At 41.6% G+C, this 17989-nt stretch carries 17 protein-coding genes and 3 tRNA genes; 18 read left to right on the top strand and 2 right to left on the bottom strand.

Annotation, left to right across the window (positions count from 1 at the left end; genetic code table 11):
• Positions 1-68: 68 nt before the first annotated feature.
• The 18 genes from BT147_RS15575 to BT147_RS10615 all read left to right on the top strand — a co-directional run bounded on the left by BT147_RS15575 (position 69) and on the right by BT147_RS10615 (position 15959).
• A complete protein-coding gene (locus BT147_RS15575) occupies positions 69-239 on the top strand; it encodes a hypothetical protein (protein WP_177239793.1) in 171 nt (56 codons plus the stop codon).
• Positions 203-562, top strand: coding sequence for a PH domain-containing protein (locus BT147_RS10700; protein WP_143187982.1), 360 nt, complete (start codon positions 203-205; stop codon positions 560-562). The genes BT147_RS15575 and BT147_RS10700 overlap by 37 nt, the downstream gene beginning before the upstream one ends.
• A complete protein-coding gene (locus tag BT147_RS10695; RefSeq protein WP_072334882.1) occupies positions 546-2003 on the top strand; it encodes a PH domain-containing protein in 1458 nt (485 codons plus the stop codon). Before BT147_RS10700 ends, BT147_RS10695 begins: the two co-directional genes overlap by 17 nt.
• A gap of 167 nt (positions 2004-2170) precedes the next feature.
• Positions 2171-2881, top strand: a complete 711-nt coding sequence (locus tag BT147_RS10690) for a response regulator transcription factor (RefSeq protein ID WP_072334879.1) — start codon at positions 2171-2173, stop codon at positions 2879-2881.
• A gap of 6 nt (positions 2882-2887) precedes the next feature.
• Positions 2888-4630 (top strand): two-component system histidine kinase PnpS, encoded by a 1743-nt coding sequence (pnpS, locus tag BT147_RS10685; protein WP_072334876.1) that lies wholly within the window; start codon positions 2888-2890, stop codon positions 4628-4630.
• Positions 4631-4892: 262 nt separating this feature from the next.
• On the top strand, positions 4893-5246 hold the full coding sequence (locus BT147_RS10680) for a DUF2085 domain-containing protein (RefSeq protein WP_072334873.1): 354 nt from the start codon (positions 4893-4895) through the stop codon (positions 5244-5246).
• A 536-nt stretch (positions 5247-5782) separates the two neighbouring features.
• Positions 5783-8443, top strand: a complete 2661-nt coding sequence (polA, locus tag BT147_RS10670; protein WP_072334868.1) for a DNA polymerase I — start codon at positions 5783-5785, stop codon at positions 8441-8443.
• Positions 8444-8473: 30 nt separating this feature from the next.
• Complete coding sequence (gene mutM / locus BT147_RS10665) at positions 8474-9301, top strand: DNA-formamidopyrimidine glycosylase (RefSeq protein ID WP_072334866.1); 828 nt, start codon at positions 8474-8476, stop codon at positions 9299-9301.
• A gap of 71 nt (positions 9302-9372) precedes the next feature.
• On the top strand, positions 9373-10035 hold the full coding sequence (ytaF, locus tag BT147_RS10660) for a sporulation membrane protein YtaF (protein ID WP_072334864.1): 663 nt from the start codon (positions 9373-9375) through the stop codon (positions 10033-10035).
• 13 nt (positions 10036-10048) lie between these two features.
• Positions 10049-10651, top strand: a complete 603-nt coding sequence (gene coaE, locus BT147_RS10655; RefSeq protein ID WP_072334862.1) for a dephospho-CoA kinase — start codon at positions 10049-10051, stop codon at positions 10649-10651.
• Positions 10621-11232 (top strand): lytic transglycosylase domain-containing protein, encoded by a 612-nt coding sequence (locus BT147_RS10650; protein WP_083426518.1) that lies wholly within the window; start codon positions 10621-10623, stop codon positions 11230-11232. Before coaE ends, BT147_RS10650 begins: the two co-directional genes overlap by 31 nt.
• 177 nt (positions 11233-11409) lie before the next feature.
• On the top strand, positions 11410-12450 hold the full coding sequence (locus BT147_RS10645; protein ID WP_072334860.1) for a glyceraldehyde-3-phosphate dehydrogenase: 1041 nt from the start codon (positions 11410-11412) through the stop codon (positions 12448-12450).
• Between the two features lie 157 nt (positions 12451-12607).
• Complete coding sequence (gene nrdR / locus BT147_RS10640; protein ID WP_072334857.1) at positions 12608-13102, top strand: transcriptional regulator NrdR; 495 nt, start codon at positions 12608-12610, stop codon at positions 13100-13102.
• A gap of 86 nt (positions 13103-13188) precedes the next feature.
• The gene (locus tag BT147_RS10635) at positions 13189-14661 is read left to right on the top strand and encodes a DnaD domain protein (protein ID WP_072334854.1); all 1473 of its coding nucleotides are present in this window, start codon (positions 13189-13191) and stop codon (positions 14659-14661) included.
• Complete coding sequence (dnaI, locus tag BT147_RS10630) at positions 14658-15593, top strand: primosomal protein DnaI (protein ID WP_083426517.1); 936 nt, start codon at positions 14658-14660, stop codon at positions 15591-15593. The genes BT147_RS10635 and dnaI overlap by 4 nt, the downstream gene beginning before the upstream one ends.
• 96 nt (positions 15594-15689) lie before the next feature.
• A tRNA-Phe gene (locus BT147_RS10625) sits at positions 15690-15765 on the top strand.
• Between the two features lie 3 nt (positions 15766-15768).
• Positions 15769-15843: transfer RNA gene (locus BT147_RS10620), tRNA-Gly, on the top strand.
• A 27-nt stretch (positions 15844-15870) separates the two neighbouring features.
• Positions 15871-15959: transfer RNA gene (locus tag BT147_RS10615), tRNA-Leu, on the top strand.
• Between the two features lie 218 nt (positions 15960-16177).
• Here the strand turns inward: BT147_RS10615 and BT147_RS10610 are convergent.
• Both BT147_RS10610 and BT147_RS10605 read right to left on the bottom strand, forming a co-directional pair.
• Positions 16178-17353, bottom strand: a complete 1176-nt coding sequence (locus BT147_RS10610; protein WP_072334851.1) for a site-specific integrase — start codon at positions 17351-17353, stop codon at positions 16178-16180.
• A gap of 14 nt (positions 17354-17367) precedes the next feature.
• A partial coding sequence (locus BT147_RS10605; protein WP_143187981.1) for a replication initiation factor domain-containing protein occupies positions 17368-17989 on the bottom strand: 622 nt, incomplete at its 5' end.

Below are 17989 nucleotides of genomic sequence, written 5' to 3'. Positions count from 1 at the left end.
TTTACTTGCCAGTACAATGGGTATCTTTAGTATTGAGTAATTGAAATTTATGAAGAGAGTGTGAGGTTATGAAGAAGCCGACTTTGAAGCTTCCGGAAGGTTCGTTTCGTGCGCATCAGATGCAGTCCACTATTTTTTATGGCACGGGAGTTTTAATCAGCATTGCTGTTTTTTTCTGTTGTACCTACTGGAATTGGCCATTATGGATCCCTGTTATTGTGGCAAGCCTTCTATATTAGGTTGGATCTTAGATTTCTTTTGGCTCAATCGCTTTCGCTGGGCATACTTCCGCTATGATGTGGATGAGCGTGATGTAGTGATACAAAAAGGTGCACTATTTCGAAATTCGATTTATGTTCCTATGATCAGAATTCAACATGTTGATATTAAAACGGGTCCAATCATTAGTAAATATGGATTAGCTGAGTTTCGTGTTTATACAGGTGGTAGCGGTGTGTTTGAGGTTGCGTATATTCCAATTGAAGAAGCAGAGAGGTTATGTGAGCAAGTTCGTCAATGGATTAAAGTAGATGAGGATGAAATCGATGCAAAAACTGAGTAAAAAGGCAATGATTCTATACATAATCAAGTTTTTTAAGGATTTCATCTTCCCTCTTATTGGTATCATTGTTGCTTCTTTCACAACTGCTTGGGGATTGTGGGGACTGTTAGCAATAGTTGCATTTGTTCTTTGTTTGGCGGTACTTGACTGGAAGTTTACACTATATCATTTATCAGATACCGATTTTTACCTTTATCAGGGAGCATTTACAAAACGCAAGACTGTGATTGCGCATTCGAGAATTCAAACGGTGGACGTGACTCAATCTGTGATAGAGAGGCTTCTAGGACTGACAACTCTTCAGATTGAGACTCCGAGCGGAAAAGGGGCAGAGGTTAAATTAGTTGGGTTGCGCTTAGGAGTGGCTGAGGAGTTAAAGAGGAAGCTATTAGACGAAAAAGCACCTACTTCCTCAGTGTTATTAACCGAAAACCGGATTGACGACTCGCAAGCCCTTGATTCACCTACAGATTCATCACAAAAACGGGTGAAGTGTATTTCATCATCAGATCTACGATTGCTCTCTTTGAGCACATTTAATATTGCTGTTATTTTTATCTTGTGGGCACTATTTAGTCGTCTGAGTGAACTGCTGAGTGACTTTCAATTAGGTGGATTTAAGCAGGAGATTGCTCAAGGATTATCTCAATTAGTTTCTGGAATTGATTGGACAAGCCAATCGATGATTGTGATAGAAGTTTTCTTTGCGATTTTAGTTGCGTGGGGTGGTTCTGCCTTATTCACATTTATAAAGTTTTACCGATTCCAATTAACAAGGCTCCCCTCAAGTTTTATTATTGAGAGAGGTTTATTGGAGAAATATCGTACGTCAATACAAATAAAGAAGATTCAAGCGGTAAGAATTGTCGAAACCCCTATTCGTCAGCTCTTTGGCTGGGTTAGCATAGCAGTGGAGTGTACGACTAAGGATGATGATCACAAAGAAAAGGACATACTCTTTCCATTTGTACGTCGGACAAATCTAGAGGAATTCTTTAGCGAATACTTACCAGAATTCCAATCAGGTGTTCATGTTAATCTCTCTAGATTCTCGCCTATTCCCCTAAAGAAGTGGATGTGGCTTAAGGTGCTTATCAGTTTTGCAATCGCGGGAGGTATCTATACCTTTTTGCTATCGAGTTGGCAGTGGACTGCCTTGATCGGGATCATGATCAGTATGGGGATAATTGGCTATTCATGGATCTGTTACCTTGATGGAGGTTATAGCTTAATTGGGAAAATGCTCATCCATCGGAGTCGTGGGATTAACCGTGTTACAGAGATTGTTAATTGTCGATCTATTCAATTTAAAAAAATTCGTCAGAGCCCCTTTTATCGTAGACATGACTTATTCACTTGGTACACTACATTGTTGACAAGTAAACCCATTGGAATTGGACATATTCCACGCGGTGAAGCAGAGAAACTTATGGATCTATAGGAGAAAAAACACATCTTCCCTTTGTGGAGTAAGGTGTGTTTTCTTTTGTTTATTTTGCTAAACTGGACTTCTTGTAAAGGATTTGTAAAAAACGGATTGAATCATTGGAAATAGGGATTGAAATCAGAGATGATAGAAGTAACATCAAGATACGTGGGGTGACGATCATGTCAAAACGAATTCTAGTGGTGGATGATGAGTCTTCAATTGTAAAATTGGTACAATTTAATCTAGAAAAAGAAGGCTTTCTTGTAGATAGTGCTTCGGATGGCTTGATGGCGATCGAGAAATTAAAGGATCAACTTCCTGATTTATTATTATTGGACCTCATGCTTCCTCAGATCGATGGGTTGGAAGTATGTCGACGGTTGCGCCAAGAGAAAATCCATGTTCCGATTCTCATGCTTACAGCAAAATCGGATGAGTTTGATAAAGTCCTTGGGTTGGAGCTAGGTGCCGATGATTATATGACCAAGCCTTTTAGTCCACGGGAACTAACTGCAAGAGTGAAAGCCATTCTTCGTCGGGTGGAGGCATTAAAAGGAAGCCAACAAGAGGAAACGGAACCTTCACTGATTAAAATAGGTGAACTCTTGATCAATCCAGATGGTTATGAGGTGACTCGTGCTGGAGAGGAATTGGATCTGACCCCGAAAGAGTTTGAATTACTAGCTTATATGGCGAACCATCGGGGCAAGGTTCTATCTCGTGATCAGTTACTGAATGCGGTTTGGAATTATGATTATGTAGGGGATTCACGAATCGTTGATGTCCACGTGAGCCATCTGCGAGATAAGATCGAAGTCGATTCTCGCAACCCTTATTATATTAAGACGGTTCGAGGGATTGGCTACAAATTTGAGGGAAAGAAGTTATAGCCCATTATGAAGACGTTTCGAGCTAGAATTACTTCACTTTTTCTGTTTTTAATTGGTTGCTCTGTGTTAGGAACGGGATTCTTTTTAGCACTTTTATTACATTCCTCTTATATTGACTCACTCAGCAGTCGGCTTACGAAGGAAAGTAAGATGATTGCTGAAATGATCGAATGGAATGGCGGCGAGAGCGATTTAGCTTCTCTACAACAAGAAATCAAGGCATTTGGAGATACCTTAGAGGCGCATGTGACTTTATATAATGTACAAGGAAAAGTCCTCGGGGATTCGACGAACAGTAAATCGAGTTCCGAGTTAGATGCAGAGTGGGAACAGATACGATCACAGTCGAATGGCTTAGAGGTGATCACGATCCCTAAGTCGGATGAATTGATTGCTGCAGTACCGGTGGTTCAAGGCGGAAAAAAGATAGGAGTCGTTCGGATTTCGTCTCCCTTAGATGAGGTGAATCAATCACTTTCTCAAGTATGGCTATCTCTTGCGGGAGGGCTTGTCATCGCCTATGCTTTGGCCGCTTTTGCGAGTTCGCGGGTTGCCAGTAGTGTGACACGACCGTTAGAAGAGATGACACAGGTAGCAGTTGATATCGCCCAGAAACGATTCCATCGAAGAGTAAAAGAAGATGGAAAAGATGAAATAGGTCGCTTGGGACGGGCAATTAATCGAATGGCTCATTCTTTGCAGTTTCAGATGGAGACGATTCGGAAGAGTGAGCGCAGGTTAACAAGTGTGATTGAATCAATGGAAAGTGGTTTATTGATGGTTAATGCTAGAGGTCGTGTAAGTATTGCTAATAAATCATTTGAACAGCAGTTTGGTGCGAAACCGAGTGAAATTGTAGGAGTACCCTATGACGAGATCCAGACAACCTTTGACCTCAGTTCATTGATTTCACGATGTGCTCAGACAGGAGCTCGAATTAGGGAAGAGATTCACCTCCATCACCCAGTTGAACGTATTCTAGAGGCGAACCTAGCCCCGATGTGGGTGGAGTCAAATGGGATTGGAGTCGTGGCTGTTTTCCATGACTTGACTGCTATTAGACGTTTGGAGCAAATGAGAAAGGATTTTGTAGCCAACGTTTCTCATGAGTTGCGAACTCCAATTACATCCATAAGAGGTTTTTCGGAAACTCTGTTGGATGGAGCCATGCAAGATCCAGATACTTGTGAAGAATTCCTAAAAATTATTTTGGAAGAGAGTATTCGCTTGCAACGCTTAGTAGGCGATTTACTAGATTTATCGACAATTGAATCGAAGCAGATGACGATGAACTTCGAACAGCTTTCTATTTCTAGCTTCTTCCAAAACATTACTAAGACATTAGATGAACAAGCTCGTAGTAAAGAACAAACCCTACTAGTAGAGATAAAAGAAGACTTCCAGATTAAGATGGATCCAGATCGATTAAAACAGGTTGTCTTAAATTTAGTTGGTAACGCCATTACTTATACGCCAGCTGGCGGTGAAATACGGGTTCAAGTGGATCAAGAGGAGAAGCATTGGATTTTGATAGTATCCGATACTGGTATGGGGATTCCAGAAGAGGATTTAGGGCGGATTTTTGAGCGCTTTTATCGTGTAGATAAAGCGCGATCGCGTGAGTCGGGTGGAACGGGACTTGGACTTGCTATTGTGAAGCATTTGGTTGAGGAGTATGAAGGGGAGATCAATGTAACTAGTAAAGTAGGAGAGGGGACCACCTTTACGATTTGGTTTTCTAAGGCATAGGTTCTTTCTATTTCCTAGGAAATGAGCCTGATAGAGTATATGCATAAAGCTTTTGGGAGAAAGGTCTAGCTTTTTCCTAAGAGCTTCTTTTTATTGATTTTACAAGGTTATTGGACAATCCCGAGGCATGTCTTTACCTACGGATCATGATAATTGGATATCCAGATCTACTTTTTCATCAATTAAAAGTGGGTGTTTTTATCCGTGATAGTCGGGAAGTGTTTAGTATGCTTATATTTTATCTATGAATGGATCGTGAGTGATGGAATCGAAAGATGTTAGTATTTGGACACGATTAGCGTATGTAGTTCCCTGTCATCGCAAGGTCTCTCGGTGCTTTCATATAAATGGAAAGCCTATGCCAATTTGTGCTCGTTGTTCGAGTATCCTGATAGGATATCTTTGGTTACCGATTTTTCTTCTGCTTCCTTTTTCAATGCCGTGGTGGCTAGGCTTCCTATTGCAGGTTCCTATGCTTATAGACGGATTAACTCAACTGGTTAGATTTCGTGAGAGTACGAATACATTACGGTGTGTGACAGGATTACTAAGTGGAATAGGAATGTCTATTTTAGTGACTCACTTTATTTTCCTACTTTTAGGGGATATTTTGTAGCAGGGAGGCAAATCATTTTGTTTTTTCTACTACTAGGGTTGAATGTTTCTTTGTTGATAAGTGGAATAGTTTCGCTATGGTCAGGAGAATTTGAATACGGGGCGAATTTGCTAGGAATGGGTATTTTTGGATTTTTATTCATGGTTTGGTATTATCGTCGAGAAAAGAAGAACTCTAAACATAGTTGCAATGACATACCGGACTGTTCACTCGAATGTATCCCCACTCCTGAGTGTGGTTGTATTCAATAAAATAATGATATTATACTATCCGCACTATCCACAGTACGGCGTTCCATAATGGAAATCTACTACCATCAAACTGGAAGAAAATGTGGTTCGCATGATACAATGATAGAGTCCCAAAACTATTTTTTAATAGGAACACACTTGAAGAAAAAGCTCAAAAAGCATAACGCTAGTCAACTCATTAACAGGAAACAGAAAAGTGGCAGATACATGCCCTGGGACATCTTCATGGTTAGGAATCATAATCAATATGTTTTTTATAGAATCTAGATACGGATGTGAACCCCATTGTCTAAGAAAAAAATAGTTCTCATTGATGGAAATAGCATTGCCTTTCGTGCATTTTATGCCTTGCCATTGTTAACAAATTCCTCCGGACTCTATACCAATGCCGCCTATGGATTTGCCATGATGCTTCTAAAAGTACTAGAAGAAGAAAAGCCAACCCATATGCTTGTTGCATTTGATGAAGGAAAAGACACATTCCGCCATGAATTCTATCAAGAATACAAAGGAAAGCGTGATAAAACACCTGGTGAGCTAACAGGGCAATTCCCGCTGATTAAAGAGATACTGGATGCTTGCCAAATTCGATATTATGGCATTGCAGGATATGAAGCAGACGATATTATCGGGACACTGTCTAAAATGGCAGATGCCGAGGAGACGGAAACTCTCATCGTGAGTGGAGATAAAGACTTGTTCCAATTAGTGACGGACCAAGTTAGTGTATTAATGACTCGTAAAGGAGTAACAGAAGCAGATCGATATACTCCAGAAAGCATTCAAGAGCGTTATGGTTTAACCCCTTCCCAAATCATTGATCTAAAGGGATTAATGGGAGATCCGTCTGACAATATACCGGGCATCCCTGGAGTAGGGGAAAAAACTGGCTTGAAGCTATTACATCAGCATGGCTCAGTAGAAGAGATTATTGCCCATGTTCATGATCTTCCTGGTAAAAAGTTACAAGAAAAAGTGACTGAATTTCAGGAGCAAGCATTACTAAGTAAACGACTTGCTACTATCTGTTGTGAGGTGCCTTTGAACTTTAACATCGATGATTTAGAGCATACGTCGATTCATACTGAAGAAGTAGTTGAGACGTTTAAAAAGCTAGAGTTTAAGACATTGGTGGATCGGATCAAAAAAGGGTTTGGCGAACCGTTAGGACAGGTGTCTGAGCCTGATCAAACATTGATAGGGTATCAAATCGTAGCAGAAGATTCTACAGGAGATTGGAATGCTTTATTACAATCAGATTCTTTGGCACTCCATATCGAATTGAGTGAAGAGAATCCGCATCGTTCGGAGTTAATTGGTGTATCTTTATCCGATGGGGCTACGAATCTGTATATACCAGCTGAAGTAGTGACTAAGTGGAATCAATTGCGTGATTGGCTTGGATCAAGCAACTCTCGGAAGATTGTATTTGATGGGAAAAGATCAGAGATTACTCTTTCAAAGTTGGGGATTTCGTTAGAGGGGATCGAAATCGATATTTTATTGGCCGCCTATCTGCTAAATCCCTCTGAGGCTAATTTGAATTTAAGTGATGTAGCTATGCAGCATAGTGAATTTGGCTTAGTCTCTGATGAAGAAGTGTACGGAAAGGGCGCGAAACGAAAACTTCCTACAGGGGAAACCCTTGCCCAACACCTAGCCCAAAAAGCATACGTACTCTACGATCTGCAATCACAATTAAAACCAGAGATTGAGAGAACTGATTTAGCTAATCTACTCTACCATTTGGAAATGCCGCTATCACGCGTATTAGGGAAAATGGAGAAATTAGGGGTAAAAGTAGATGGAGAGCGATTAGAACAGTTAGGTTCTGTTCTCCGAGAGACTCTCGAGCGTCTTACGGTTGAGATTTATGATATTGCAGGTATGGATTTTAATATTAATTCGCCTAAGCAATTGGGTGAGATTTTATTTGATAAATTAGGCTTACCTGTATTGAAAAAGACGAAGACCGGCTATTCAACTAGTGCAGATGTATTAGAAAAATTAGCTCCGCAACATGAGATTGTGGATAAAATTCTTCATTACAGACAAGTAGGAAAGCTTTTGAGTACCTATGTAGAAGGTCTAAAAAAAGAAATCAGCGTAGATGGAAAAATTCATACCCACTTTAACCAGACGATTGCCGCCACAGGAAGATTATCCAGCATAGAGCCTAATCTACAAAATATACCGATTCGGCTGGAAGAGGGAAGGAAGATCCGTCAAATTTTCGTACCGTCCGAAGAGAATTGGATGATCTTAGCTGCGGACTATTCGCAAGTAGAACTTCGTGTGTTGGCCCATATCTCGGGGGATCCTAGCTTACAAAAGGCATTTCGTGATTCTAAGGATATTCACACCCAAACAGCGATGGATGTCTTCCAAGTAGAGGAAGGAGAGGTGACCTCTCTCATGCGTCGCCAAGCCAAGGCGGTTAATTTTGGTATTGTATATGGCATTAGTCCGTTTGGTTTGTCCCAGAACCTAAATATTCCTCAGAAGGAAGCCAAACAATTTATTGAGCGCTATTTTGAGACGTATCCAGGTGTTAAAAAATATATGGATGAGATTGTGGCTCAAGCGAAACAAGATGGTTATGTAACAACCTTGCTCCAACGTCGCCGTTATCTTCCAGAGCTATATGCAACTGATTTCGCCCGCCGTAGCTTTGCAGAACGAACAGCCATGAATACACCCATTCAAGGAACGGCAGCGGACATCATTAAAAAGGCGATGGTTGACATTGATCGCTTAATGGTCGAAAAGAAAATGAAAAGTAGAATGCTACTTCAAGTTCATGATGAGCTGATTTTCGAGGTTCCGACGGAGGAGCTAGGATGCATGGGAGATTTGGTACGTGAGATGATGGAACAAGCGGTCGAATTATCGGTTCCATTGGAGGTTGATCTAAACATAGGCCAGAGTTGGTATGAAGCCAAATAGTTTGAAGCACAACTAGGGGAGAGACAGAAGATGCCAGAATTACCAGAGGTGGAAACCGTCCGCAAAACGCTAGAACAATTAGTAGTGGGAAAAACGATTCAAGACATATCGGTTCATCTTCCGCGGATCATCCAGCGCCCAGATGATATTGAGATTTTTTGTAGAGAACTAAAAGGTTCTACGATTACAGGGATTGGACGAAGAGGTAAGTTTTTGAAGATTTTTTGTGATCCATGGGTGATTGTTTCCCATTTGAGAATGGAAGGAAGATACCGAGTTGCGGATCAAGATGTTGATTTAGAGAAGCATACCCATGTTATTTTCCACTTTACTGATGGAACTGAACTTCGTTATAAGGATGTACGACAATTTGGTACGATGCATCTATTTCCGAAAGGAGAAGAGGAAGGCCATCTGCCGTTAAAAAAGCTAGGCCCAGAGCCTTTAGATCCAGATCAATACCGACTTGATTGGTTTGAATCAGTGATTCGGAGGAGAAAAACGAAGATTAAACCTCTTCTACTCAATCAGGAGATATTAGTTGGCTTAGGGAATATCTATGTAGATGAAGCGTTACATAGCGCAAAAATCCACCCCGAACGTAGTGCTAATGAGCTAACGGATAAAGAGGTTCATCTACTCTACCATAGCATCTCTGAGACATTGTCAAGAGCAGTGGAGGCAGGCGGTTCTTCGGTTCGTTCCTATGTAAATGGACAAGGTGAGATGGGGATGTTTCAATTACAGATTCGAGTATACGGACGGAAGAATGAGCCATGCTATACTTGTGGCAATCCGATTGAACGTATGGTAGTAGGCGGACGAGGGACACATATCTGCCCTCAGTGCCAAACGTAACGCATTGGCACCCACGTCTGGGCTCCTTCATATGCTAGGATAGCACCCTAGTGATATGGAGGAGTTTTACTATGTGGCATATATGGACGATGATTGGAGTAGCATTTGCGGTCAGTTTAGATAGTTTCAGTGCTGGTGTTACATATGGATTACGAAGAATTCGCATCCCTATTAGCTCTATTCTCATAATTGCAGGATGCTCAGGACTTAGTATTTTTCTGACGATGTTAATCGGGGACCAAATTAGTGCGTGGCTCTCGCCTCAAATGGAAAAATGGATCGGAGCAACCATCCTTATATTGTTGGGGGGCTGGACATTATTTCATTATCTAACTCGAAATGAACAGGATAATGGACCAGAAGATGAAGTGTTGGTAGCGCAAGCAATTGATCCAAAGATCTGGATTTGGGAACTACCCAAGTGGGGTTTGGTGATTCAAGTCCTCAAAAAGCCGACCACTGCTGATATAGATCATTCAGGCAGTATTAATGCAACAGAGGCAATCTTACTTGGAATGGCTCTTTCACTTGATTCGCTTGGGGCGGGCTTGGGAGTAGCTTTATTGGGTTATTCTCCTTTCGTCGTTCTTGGCTTAATTACCCTGATGTGTGGGATGTTTTTACACATTGGGATGTGGATTGGATTCCGTTTTCAATATAATCGGTTTAGTAGTGTTGTGTCGTATCTTCCAGGGATACTTTTAATTGTTCTAGGAATGGCTCGGATTTGGTAGAGGAGTGTTTGTTTTGGTCATTGGGTTAACAGGAGGAATTGCGACGGGCAAAAGCACGGTTTCGAAGATGTTCCAAGAGCGTGGAGCGAAAATTATCGATGCAGACCAAATTGCTAGGCTAGTCGTGGAACCGGATACAGAAGGGTTACAGCAGGTGATCGCAGTATTTGGAGAGGAAGTTCTCGATTCACAGGGACGATTAAATCGGAAAGCGTTAGCGGATATCATCTTTCATGATCCTAGTGCGCGTCAGCAGTTAAATGTTATTTTACATCCTCTTATTCGAGCTGAGATGAAAAGACAGACAGCCGAATTTCAAAGAGAAAATATGGAAGCAGTTATTATTTGGGATGTTCCGCTCCTATTTGAAAGCGGTTTGACGCAGTTAGTGGAAAAGGTTATTGTTGTGTATATACCAGAAGCACTACAAATCGTGCGTTTAATGGAGCGAGATCAACTAACGGAAAGGGAAGCAAAAGCTAGGCTTGGTGCACAACTTTCGATTGAAGAGAAAAAGAAGATGGCCGATTTTGTGATTGATAACAGTCAACCCGTACTTCATACAGAAAGACAGGTAGAGCAGCTATGGAATTATCTAGTTTTAAAAAATGGATAGATCCAGCACTTCGAGCGATGCCTCCTAAGAGAATGATTTTGATTGGGATCATACTCATTGTGATCATCATGTTTATCGCGATTCCTGTCTCTAACCGCTGGATGTACCCGCTAAAATACGAAGAAGATATCCTGAATAGCTCCAAACAGTATAAGATAAGCCCTTTTCTCGTGATGGCAGTGATACGTGTCGAAACAAAGTTTGATCCGTCGAAGATTTCGCATGCTAATGCACAAGGTTTAATGCAAATTACACCTGGTACTGTCGATACTGTGATTCAAAGGGCACCCTTTTCTCCTGCTGTACGTGATCAAATCGGTGATCCTAAGGTTAATATCCAGCTAGGTACATGGTATCTAGCCTACTTGATTAAAGAGTTTAATGGAAATGAAGTGGTGGCTATAGCCGCCTATAATGCAGGGCCGAATAAGGTGAAAAGTTGGTTGAAGGATAAGAAATGGGATGGCACATTGCAAAATGCCAACCACATAGAGTACTCAGAGACAAGGAAATATGTTCAAAAAGTGATGGGCTACTATGGAAAGTATAAATCCGTATATGGATACCTAGTAGAAGGTTAGAGGAATAAGGATCGTTGATTAGGAAGGGACTTGGTCACTTATAAGTGATCAGGTCCCTTTTTCTGTTCACAAATAGGACTGGTTTTTTTTCTTTTTTTATTGCAAAATGTGTTATACTGATTATAATATTAAAGGGGAATTGTGTGTATTATATAGCCGGAAGGGGATTCATTCATAATGAACATTCGTGTTGCAATAAATGGATTTGGTCGCATTGGTAGAATGTTTTTTAGAAAAGCAATAGTTGACCCAACAATAGAAATAGTAGCAATTAATGCTAGTTATCCAGCCGAAACATTAGCGCATTTGATTAAGTATGACACAATTCATGGTTTTTTTGACGAGGAAGTAATCCCTACAGATGGCGGTATTTATGTAAATAAACAATTTGTTCGGTTAACTTCTAACCGAAATCCAGCTGAGTTACCTTGGGCAGAGCACCAAATTGATGTGGTCGTAGAAGCCACAGGGAAATTTGTCGATCGAGAAGGAGCAGGATTACACATACAAGCAGGTGCTAAAAAGGTAGTGATTACGGCTCCAGCGAAAAATGAAGACGCTACCATTGTACTAGGGGTAAATGAAGATATCTATCAACCTGAAAACCATCATGTGATCTCAAATGCTTCTTGCACGACGAATTGTTTAGCTCCCGTCGCAAAAGTATTGCATGACACATTTGGGATTGAGCATGGTCTCATGACAACGATCCATAGCTATACAAATGATCAATTAAATTTAGATAATCCACATAAAGATTTGCGCCGGGCTCGAGCATGTGGACAATCGATCATCCCAACTAAAACAGGGGCCGCTAAGGCCTTGGGTCTTGTGATCCCGGAGTTACAGGGTAAGTTAAACGGATTTTCTTTACGTGTCCCAACTCCCAATGTGTCAATCGTCGATTTGGTTGTGGATCTAAAAATAGATGTTACCAGAGATCAAGTAAATTACGCTTTGAAGCAAGCTGCTGAAGGTACGATGAAAGGGATTCTAGCTTATACAGAGTTGCCATTGGTATCATCAGATTTTATCGGTAATGAAAATTCTTCTATAGTAGATGGATTATCGACGATGGTGATGGGGGATCGCCAAGTAAAGGTGTTGGCATGGTATGATAATGAATGGGGCTATTCTTGTCGCATTGTCGATCTGGTGAAACTAGTGGGTTCTTCTACTAGTCAAGTAAATGAGCAAATAAAAGTTCAATCGGCTTAGTATATAATATAGCTACACAGGGTAAAACCCGAGCTCTAGTAGGCTCGGGTTTTTAGGCACTTCCGATTTTCCATTGTTTATACCAAGTGTGATGAAATAAAATAGATTTGAAGCACTAGAGCGAAAAGTTGTTTGGATGGCGAAGGAGGACGTAAGGATGAGATGTCCAGATTGTAATCATTATGGATCTCGTGTGTTAGATTCACGACCTGCTCATGAAGGGAGGGCGATTCGTAGGCGGAGAGAATGTGAAGAGTGCGAACAGCGATTTACAACCTTTGAGATGATAGAGGAAAAATCATTAATTGTGGTGAAAAAAGATGGAAGCAGAGAAGAGTTTAATCACGAAAAATTACTACGTGGTTTGATTCGAGCTTGTGAAAAGCGCCCCGTTTCGGTTGAAAGCTTAGAAAAGCTAGTCCACGAGATTGAAAAGCTGTTACGTGATCAAAATACATCCGAAGTTCTCAGTAATGAAATTGGAGAGTATGTAATGGATCGCTTGATGGCCATTGATGAGGTAGCTTACGTTCGTTTTGCTTCTGTTTATCGCCAGTTTAAGGATATTCACGTTTTTGTTACAGAATTAGATTTATTACAACGCTCTCGTCAGGAGAATACGCAAAAGGCTTCTGAAGAAGATGAGGACTAATTGGATAAAAATGAGCTTTTTTCTAAAATTGGAACCTATGTTAAAATGGACAAATCAGTATTGAAAGTGTGGAGGAAGACCAGAAGATGGCGTTTCTTTGGAAAGAATTAGGATGGTATTGTCGTTCTCATCGTCCGTTGGCACCCACTGATTTGATCGTGCTAACTCAACTGTATCAACCATTGATCGGGGCAACAGCCTATAGTCTCTATTTAACCCTTTCCTACCAATTGCCTACCGAACGTGCAGGAATGACGGAAGTTCATACACATGCCATGCTAATGAAGATGCTAGGAACGCCCTATGACTCTTTTTTAGAGGCTCGGCATCGGCTGGAAGGGGTAGGATTACTAAATACGTATGAGCTTGGGAATCCTCAGAATGGTTTAATCTATGAATATGAAATGATCTCCCCTCTTTCTCCGGTCCAATTTTTTCAGAGCGAAGTTTTCAATCTAGCTCTGTATCAATCAGTAGGAAAAGAGATATACCCAGAACTACGAAAGAGATTGCTAGGACCTGTTCCATCTGAAAACTGGCGAAAACAAGTAAAGCGCAATGTGACAAAGCCATTTAAAGAGGTATACGGTAGTTTCTCGCCTCACGACCTACAGCAGATGGGTGAGATTGATCAGGAATTTCCGGCCCCTGAGCATCCGATTCGAGAGGATTTACAACAGGGTCAAATTCCGATGTGGTCCGACGAGGATCTTACCTCTATTAAAGCACGCTTGCAGTCGATTATTCACTCAAGTACATGGACCCCAGAGTGTATTGCTCAATTAAAAGAGATTTGTTTCTTATATCAATTGGAGACATGGGATTTAGTAGCCGTTTTACAAGATCCGTACATCACGCAACGGGGAGAAATCAATTTAGAACGTCTTCGAAATTATGTCCGCGGAGAGTATCAGCTTCGTTTTGGTGGGTTGCCACAGGTTCAATATCATCAGAAACAGTTACAGGGAGATATATCTTTCAAGCAGGCACAACTTGTTCGAGAAAGACAAGAAGTGATCACACCCGCATCCGATGCTTCACCAGAAGAGAAACACTTTCATTTGCTGGCTACCGTGTCACCTGTGGAATTGTTACATCGTTATCAAGGGGGTGGGCCGGTCTCAGATAGTGATTTAAAGATTGTGGAGAAGTTAGTGCAAAAGTATGATTTGTCGCCTCAAGTAGTGAATGTATTGATCGACTATGTGATGATTAAATACAATCGAAAGTTAACTTGGAGTCTGATTGATAAGATTGCGGCACATTGGGTACGGGCACAAGTAAAAACAATGGAGCAGGCAATTGAAATAGCCAAGAGTGAGCAGTGGGAGTCTGAGGGAAGTGTAGGAACGGTAACCCGGTCGACGAAATCAAAGCGTTCTAAATCGATTCTACCCAAAGCAGTGGCACAACAGTTGGAGCGGGAAAAAAATAATGAAGCTGCATCTATGCTGAGTGAAGAAGAATTAGAGCAAAATAAGATACGATTACAAGCCAAACTTCGCCTAATGAATGAAAAATTAGCGGATCGAGGACGAGAAAAGGAGCAGATGCCGTGAACCCCATTTCCGAAGTCGTAGGGCCGATGCTACGTCGGACAGGAATTACACCAGAGCAGATGGAAAAGCAAGTAAGCCTGTTAAAACAACATCGAGCGGTTCGCAGTTTTGTGGAGCGACATCCTGATATTCCATCAGAGCAATATCTCCGCTCGCTTCCTCAGATGAATCAGATGGTGTCGGAGTGGGAAAATTGCAGTCGTTGCTCTGGTCTAGAGAAATGTTCTAATATGATCTCTGGGCATTATCCATATCTAAATCAATATGGTGGGTATATTGAGTTTCGAATGAAGAAGTGTCAAAAATTAGCCGCTTTTGAATCGATGAAAGAGAAGCAGAAGCTAATTCGATCTCTTCATATTCCGAAAGAGATTTTGCATTCAAGTTTTGAAACGATGGAATTTGATGAACGAAGTGAAGTGATCGCTGCTACGATGGATTTTTGTATGTCCTTTTCAGAGGGAATCCCGGCAAGGGGATTATATTTACATGGTCCACTTGGAGTAGGCAAGAGCCGAATTGCCGGAGCGATTGCAAATAAATTAGTAGAGCATAATATCCATTCTTATCTAGTTTACGTCCCAGACCTAATAAGGGAAGTTCAAGATGCAATTCAAGATCATTCTCTTCAACAGAAACTGCAAGCATTTAAAGAGGTACAAGTCCTCATTTTAGACGATATTGGGGCAGAGTACTTAACTGTGTGGAAACGTGACGAAATTCTAGGGGCCTTGCTGCATTATCGGGCGGCAGAGGGCTTACCTACTATTTATACCTCTAACTTAGACTTAGAAGAGTTAGAGACTCATCTTCGCTTAGGTGAAAAAAATGTGCAAGATGTGATGAAGGCGAAGCGGATCATGGAACGAATTGAGCATTATACGGATGCTTATTTTGTTGATGGCCATAATCGAAGGAAAAGTGAGCTGTAGAAATATAATAAAAAACATGTTGCATTCAGCAAGAATACCATGTTATACTCTTTCTTGTCGGTAGCGAACATTGTTTATCTACTGAAAAGAAAGTTTGGCTCGGTAGCTCAGTCGGTAGAGCAGAGGACTGAAAATCCTCGTGTCGGCGGTTCGATTCCGTCCCGAGCCACCATTTGCGGAAGTGGCTCAGTGGTAGAGCATCGCCTTGCCAAGGCGAGGGTCGCGGGTTCGAGTCCCGTCTTCCGCTCCATTTTTAAAATGAATTTCATACTGCCTTGCCGGGGTGGCGGAATAGGCAGACGCACAGGACTTAAAATCCTGCGGTAGGTGACTACCGTGTCGGTTCGAGCCCGACCCTCGGCACCAAAAAAACGTAGTAATATCAAGGGTTTCAGAGAAAAAGCTCCTCAAGTTGAGGGGCTCTTTTTTGGTTCATTTTGGGTTTTCTGACCCGTGAGTCGTTTGCAATTTGTTGTACAACAAATAAAACCGCCAAATCCCTTGATATATAAGGGTTTCAGCGATTTTTTAAAAGTCATTTATGTCCATTTGGCTTGTCATTTTTCAAAGTGTCCATAGGTGTATCATGATGTGCGATACGGTTCATCCTGTCCGCCATAGAGAAAATCATCCCATTTTCGTACGGCTTCTTTCTGCATATGTGGCATGACATGGGAGTAAGTGTCCATTGTTACCGTGATAGTGGAGTGTCCTAAACGCTCTGATATTACTTTCGGGTGTTCCCCTTGCTGGATCAAGAGTGTAGCGTGACTGTGGCGGAGATCATGGAAGCGAATATGGGGGATTTCTAGGTTCTTTACAAGTCGTCGAAACCCCCTAGAAAGCCCGTCAGGATCGAAGGGAGATCCATTGTCATTGGCGAAAACCAATCCATAATCTTGATAGTGAATTCCGTAAGATTGCTTATGGCGGCTCTGTTTCCCTTCAATCGTACGTAAGGTTTCGATGACGGAGCTAGATATGGCTACTGTTCTACGGCTTCCGTCGTTTTTGGTGGTATCCTTAAAAATGATCCCTTGCCCGTTCACCCGTTGAACGGATCGGCGTACGCTGACAACTTGGTTTGTTAAGTCGACATCTTGCCACTTGAGCCCAAGTATTTCACCTCTACGCATTCCCGTATGGATGGCGAAGTAGATAGGGTAATAAAACTTGCTCCTCTTGGCTTCTTGAAGCAAAAGGTGAATCTGTTCTTTAGAAAGTACATCGAAATGTTTTCGTTTGGGTCTAGGTGGAATGACTGACTTCATCGGGTTCGAATCGATCATTTGCCATCTCACCGCATGCTCAAGCGCTTCGTGCAATAAGCGGTGATGGCTATACACAGACTTAGCAGACAATCCGCCTGAGCCATCTTTTTTTCCATTCTCCAGCTTTCGAGAGTAGTAGCCTTGTATATCCAGTGGCTTTAGATCATTTAGAGGAATCTCAGCTAAAGGAGTAGGGAGAATGTGGCTCGTCACGATGTACTCATATCCTTCATAGGTAAGAGGTGCTGTATTTACTTTTGCATAGTCCCGTAACCAGACTTGCAAGTAATCGATGAGAGTCGTTCTTTGAGGTTTCGCATAGGTTCCTTGAGTGATTTCGTGAATGATCGCAATCATTTCGTTCTCGGCATCCTTTTTACGATCAAATCCATAAAACCATTTTTGTTCTCGTTTGCCCGTTTCAGGATTGCGACCCATGTCAATCACAAAACAGTATTTGTCTCCTCGTTTACGAACATGTCCTCTCATTGTTTGTCTCCTCCTTAGATAGCTTCTGATTTGGATTCTTCTTTAACACGGATCATACTTTTCAATTGCTTCAAACGTTCATCTCTAACTTGCTTGGCATCCTTGTACTGGTCAATCATAATAAAATCTTGCTCTTTCAAACGCTTAACCGCTTTTTGTACCAACTCCAGCAAGAACCCTTCGGATTCTGCTTTCACGATGGTTGCGAGAGTAGGCGTTACTTGACGATCTAACCAACTAAGTTTCGTTTCAACGGTTCTTTCTTTTGGTAGTTCTGTAAGCTTGATTTTGGCTGCGTCTCCAATAAAGCGTTCCCACTTCTTCCAAGTCTTCCAACGGCTTTTATTGCTATCGGTTCCCTTCGTTGTAAAGCGGACATAGTAGTTTAAAACACCTGTTACGATCTCGCCTGCATCCACTTCATTTGCGATCAACCAAGCTACTTTAACGGCTCTTTCGTCCTTTAGTTCCAGTTCGGTACGATTCCAAAACTTGATACCTTCTAATTCGCTCTCATTTCCGTCCTTCAGGGCTTCTTTGTACTTATCGTAAAATCGAACTTTGAGTAGGGAAGAAGAAGAACCAAGATAGATGGTTTGCCCTTTTCTGTATCCATCTGAGAGTCGGATTTTTTCA

Source organism: Thermoactinomyces sp. DSM 45891 (genome assembly GCF_900119485.1).
GTDB lineage: Bacteria > Bacillota > Bacilli > Thermoactinomycetales > Thermoactinomycetaceae > Baia.
The sequence above is the reverse complement of the archived record's forward strand: the minus strand, read 5'-3'. Positions and strand labels throughout refer to the sequence as shown.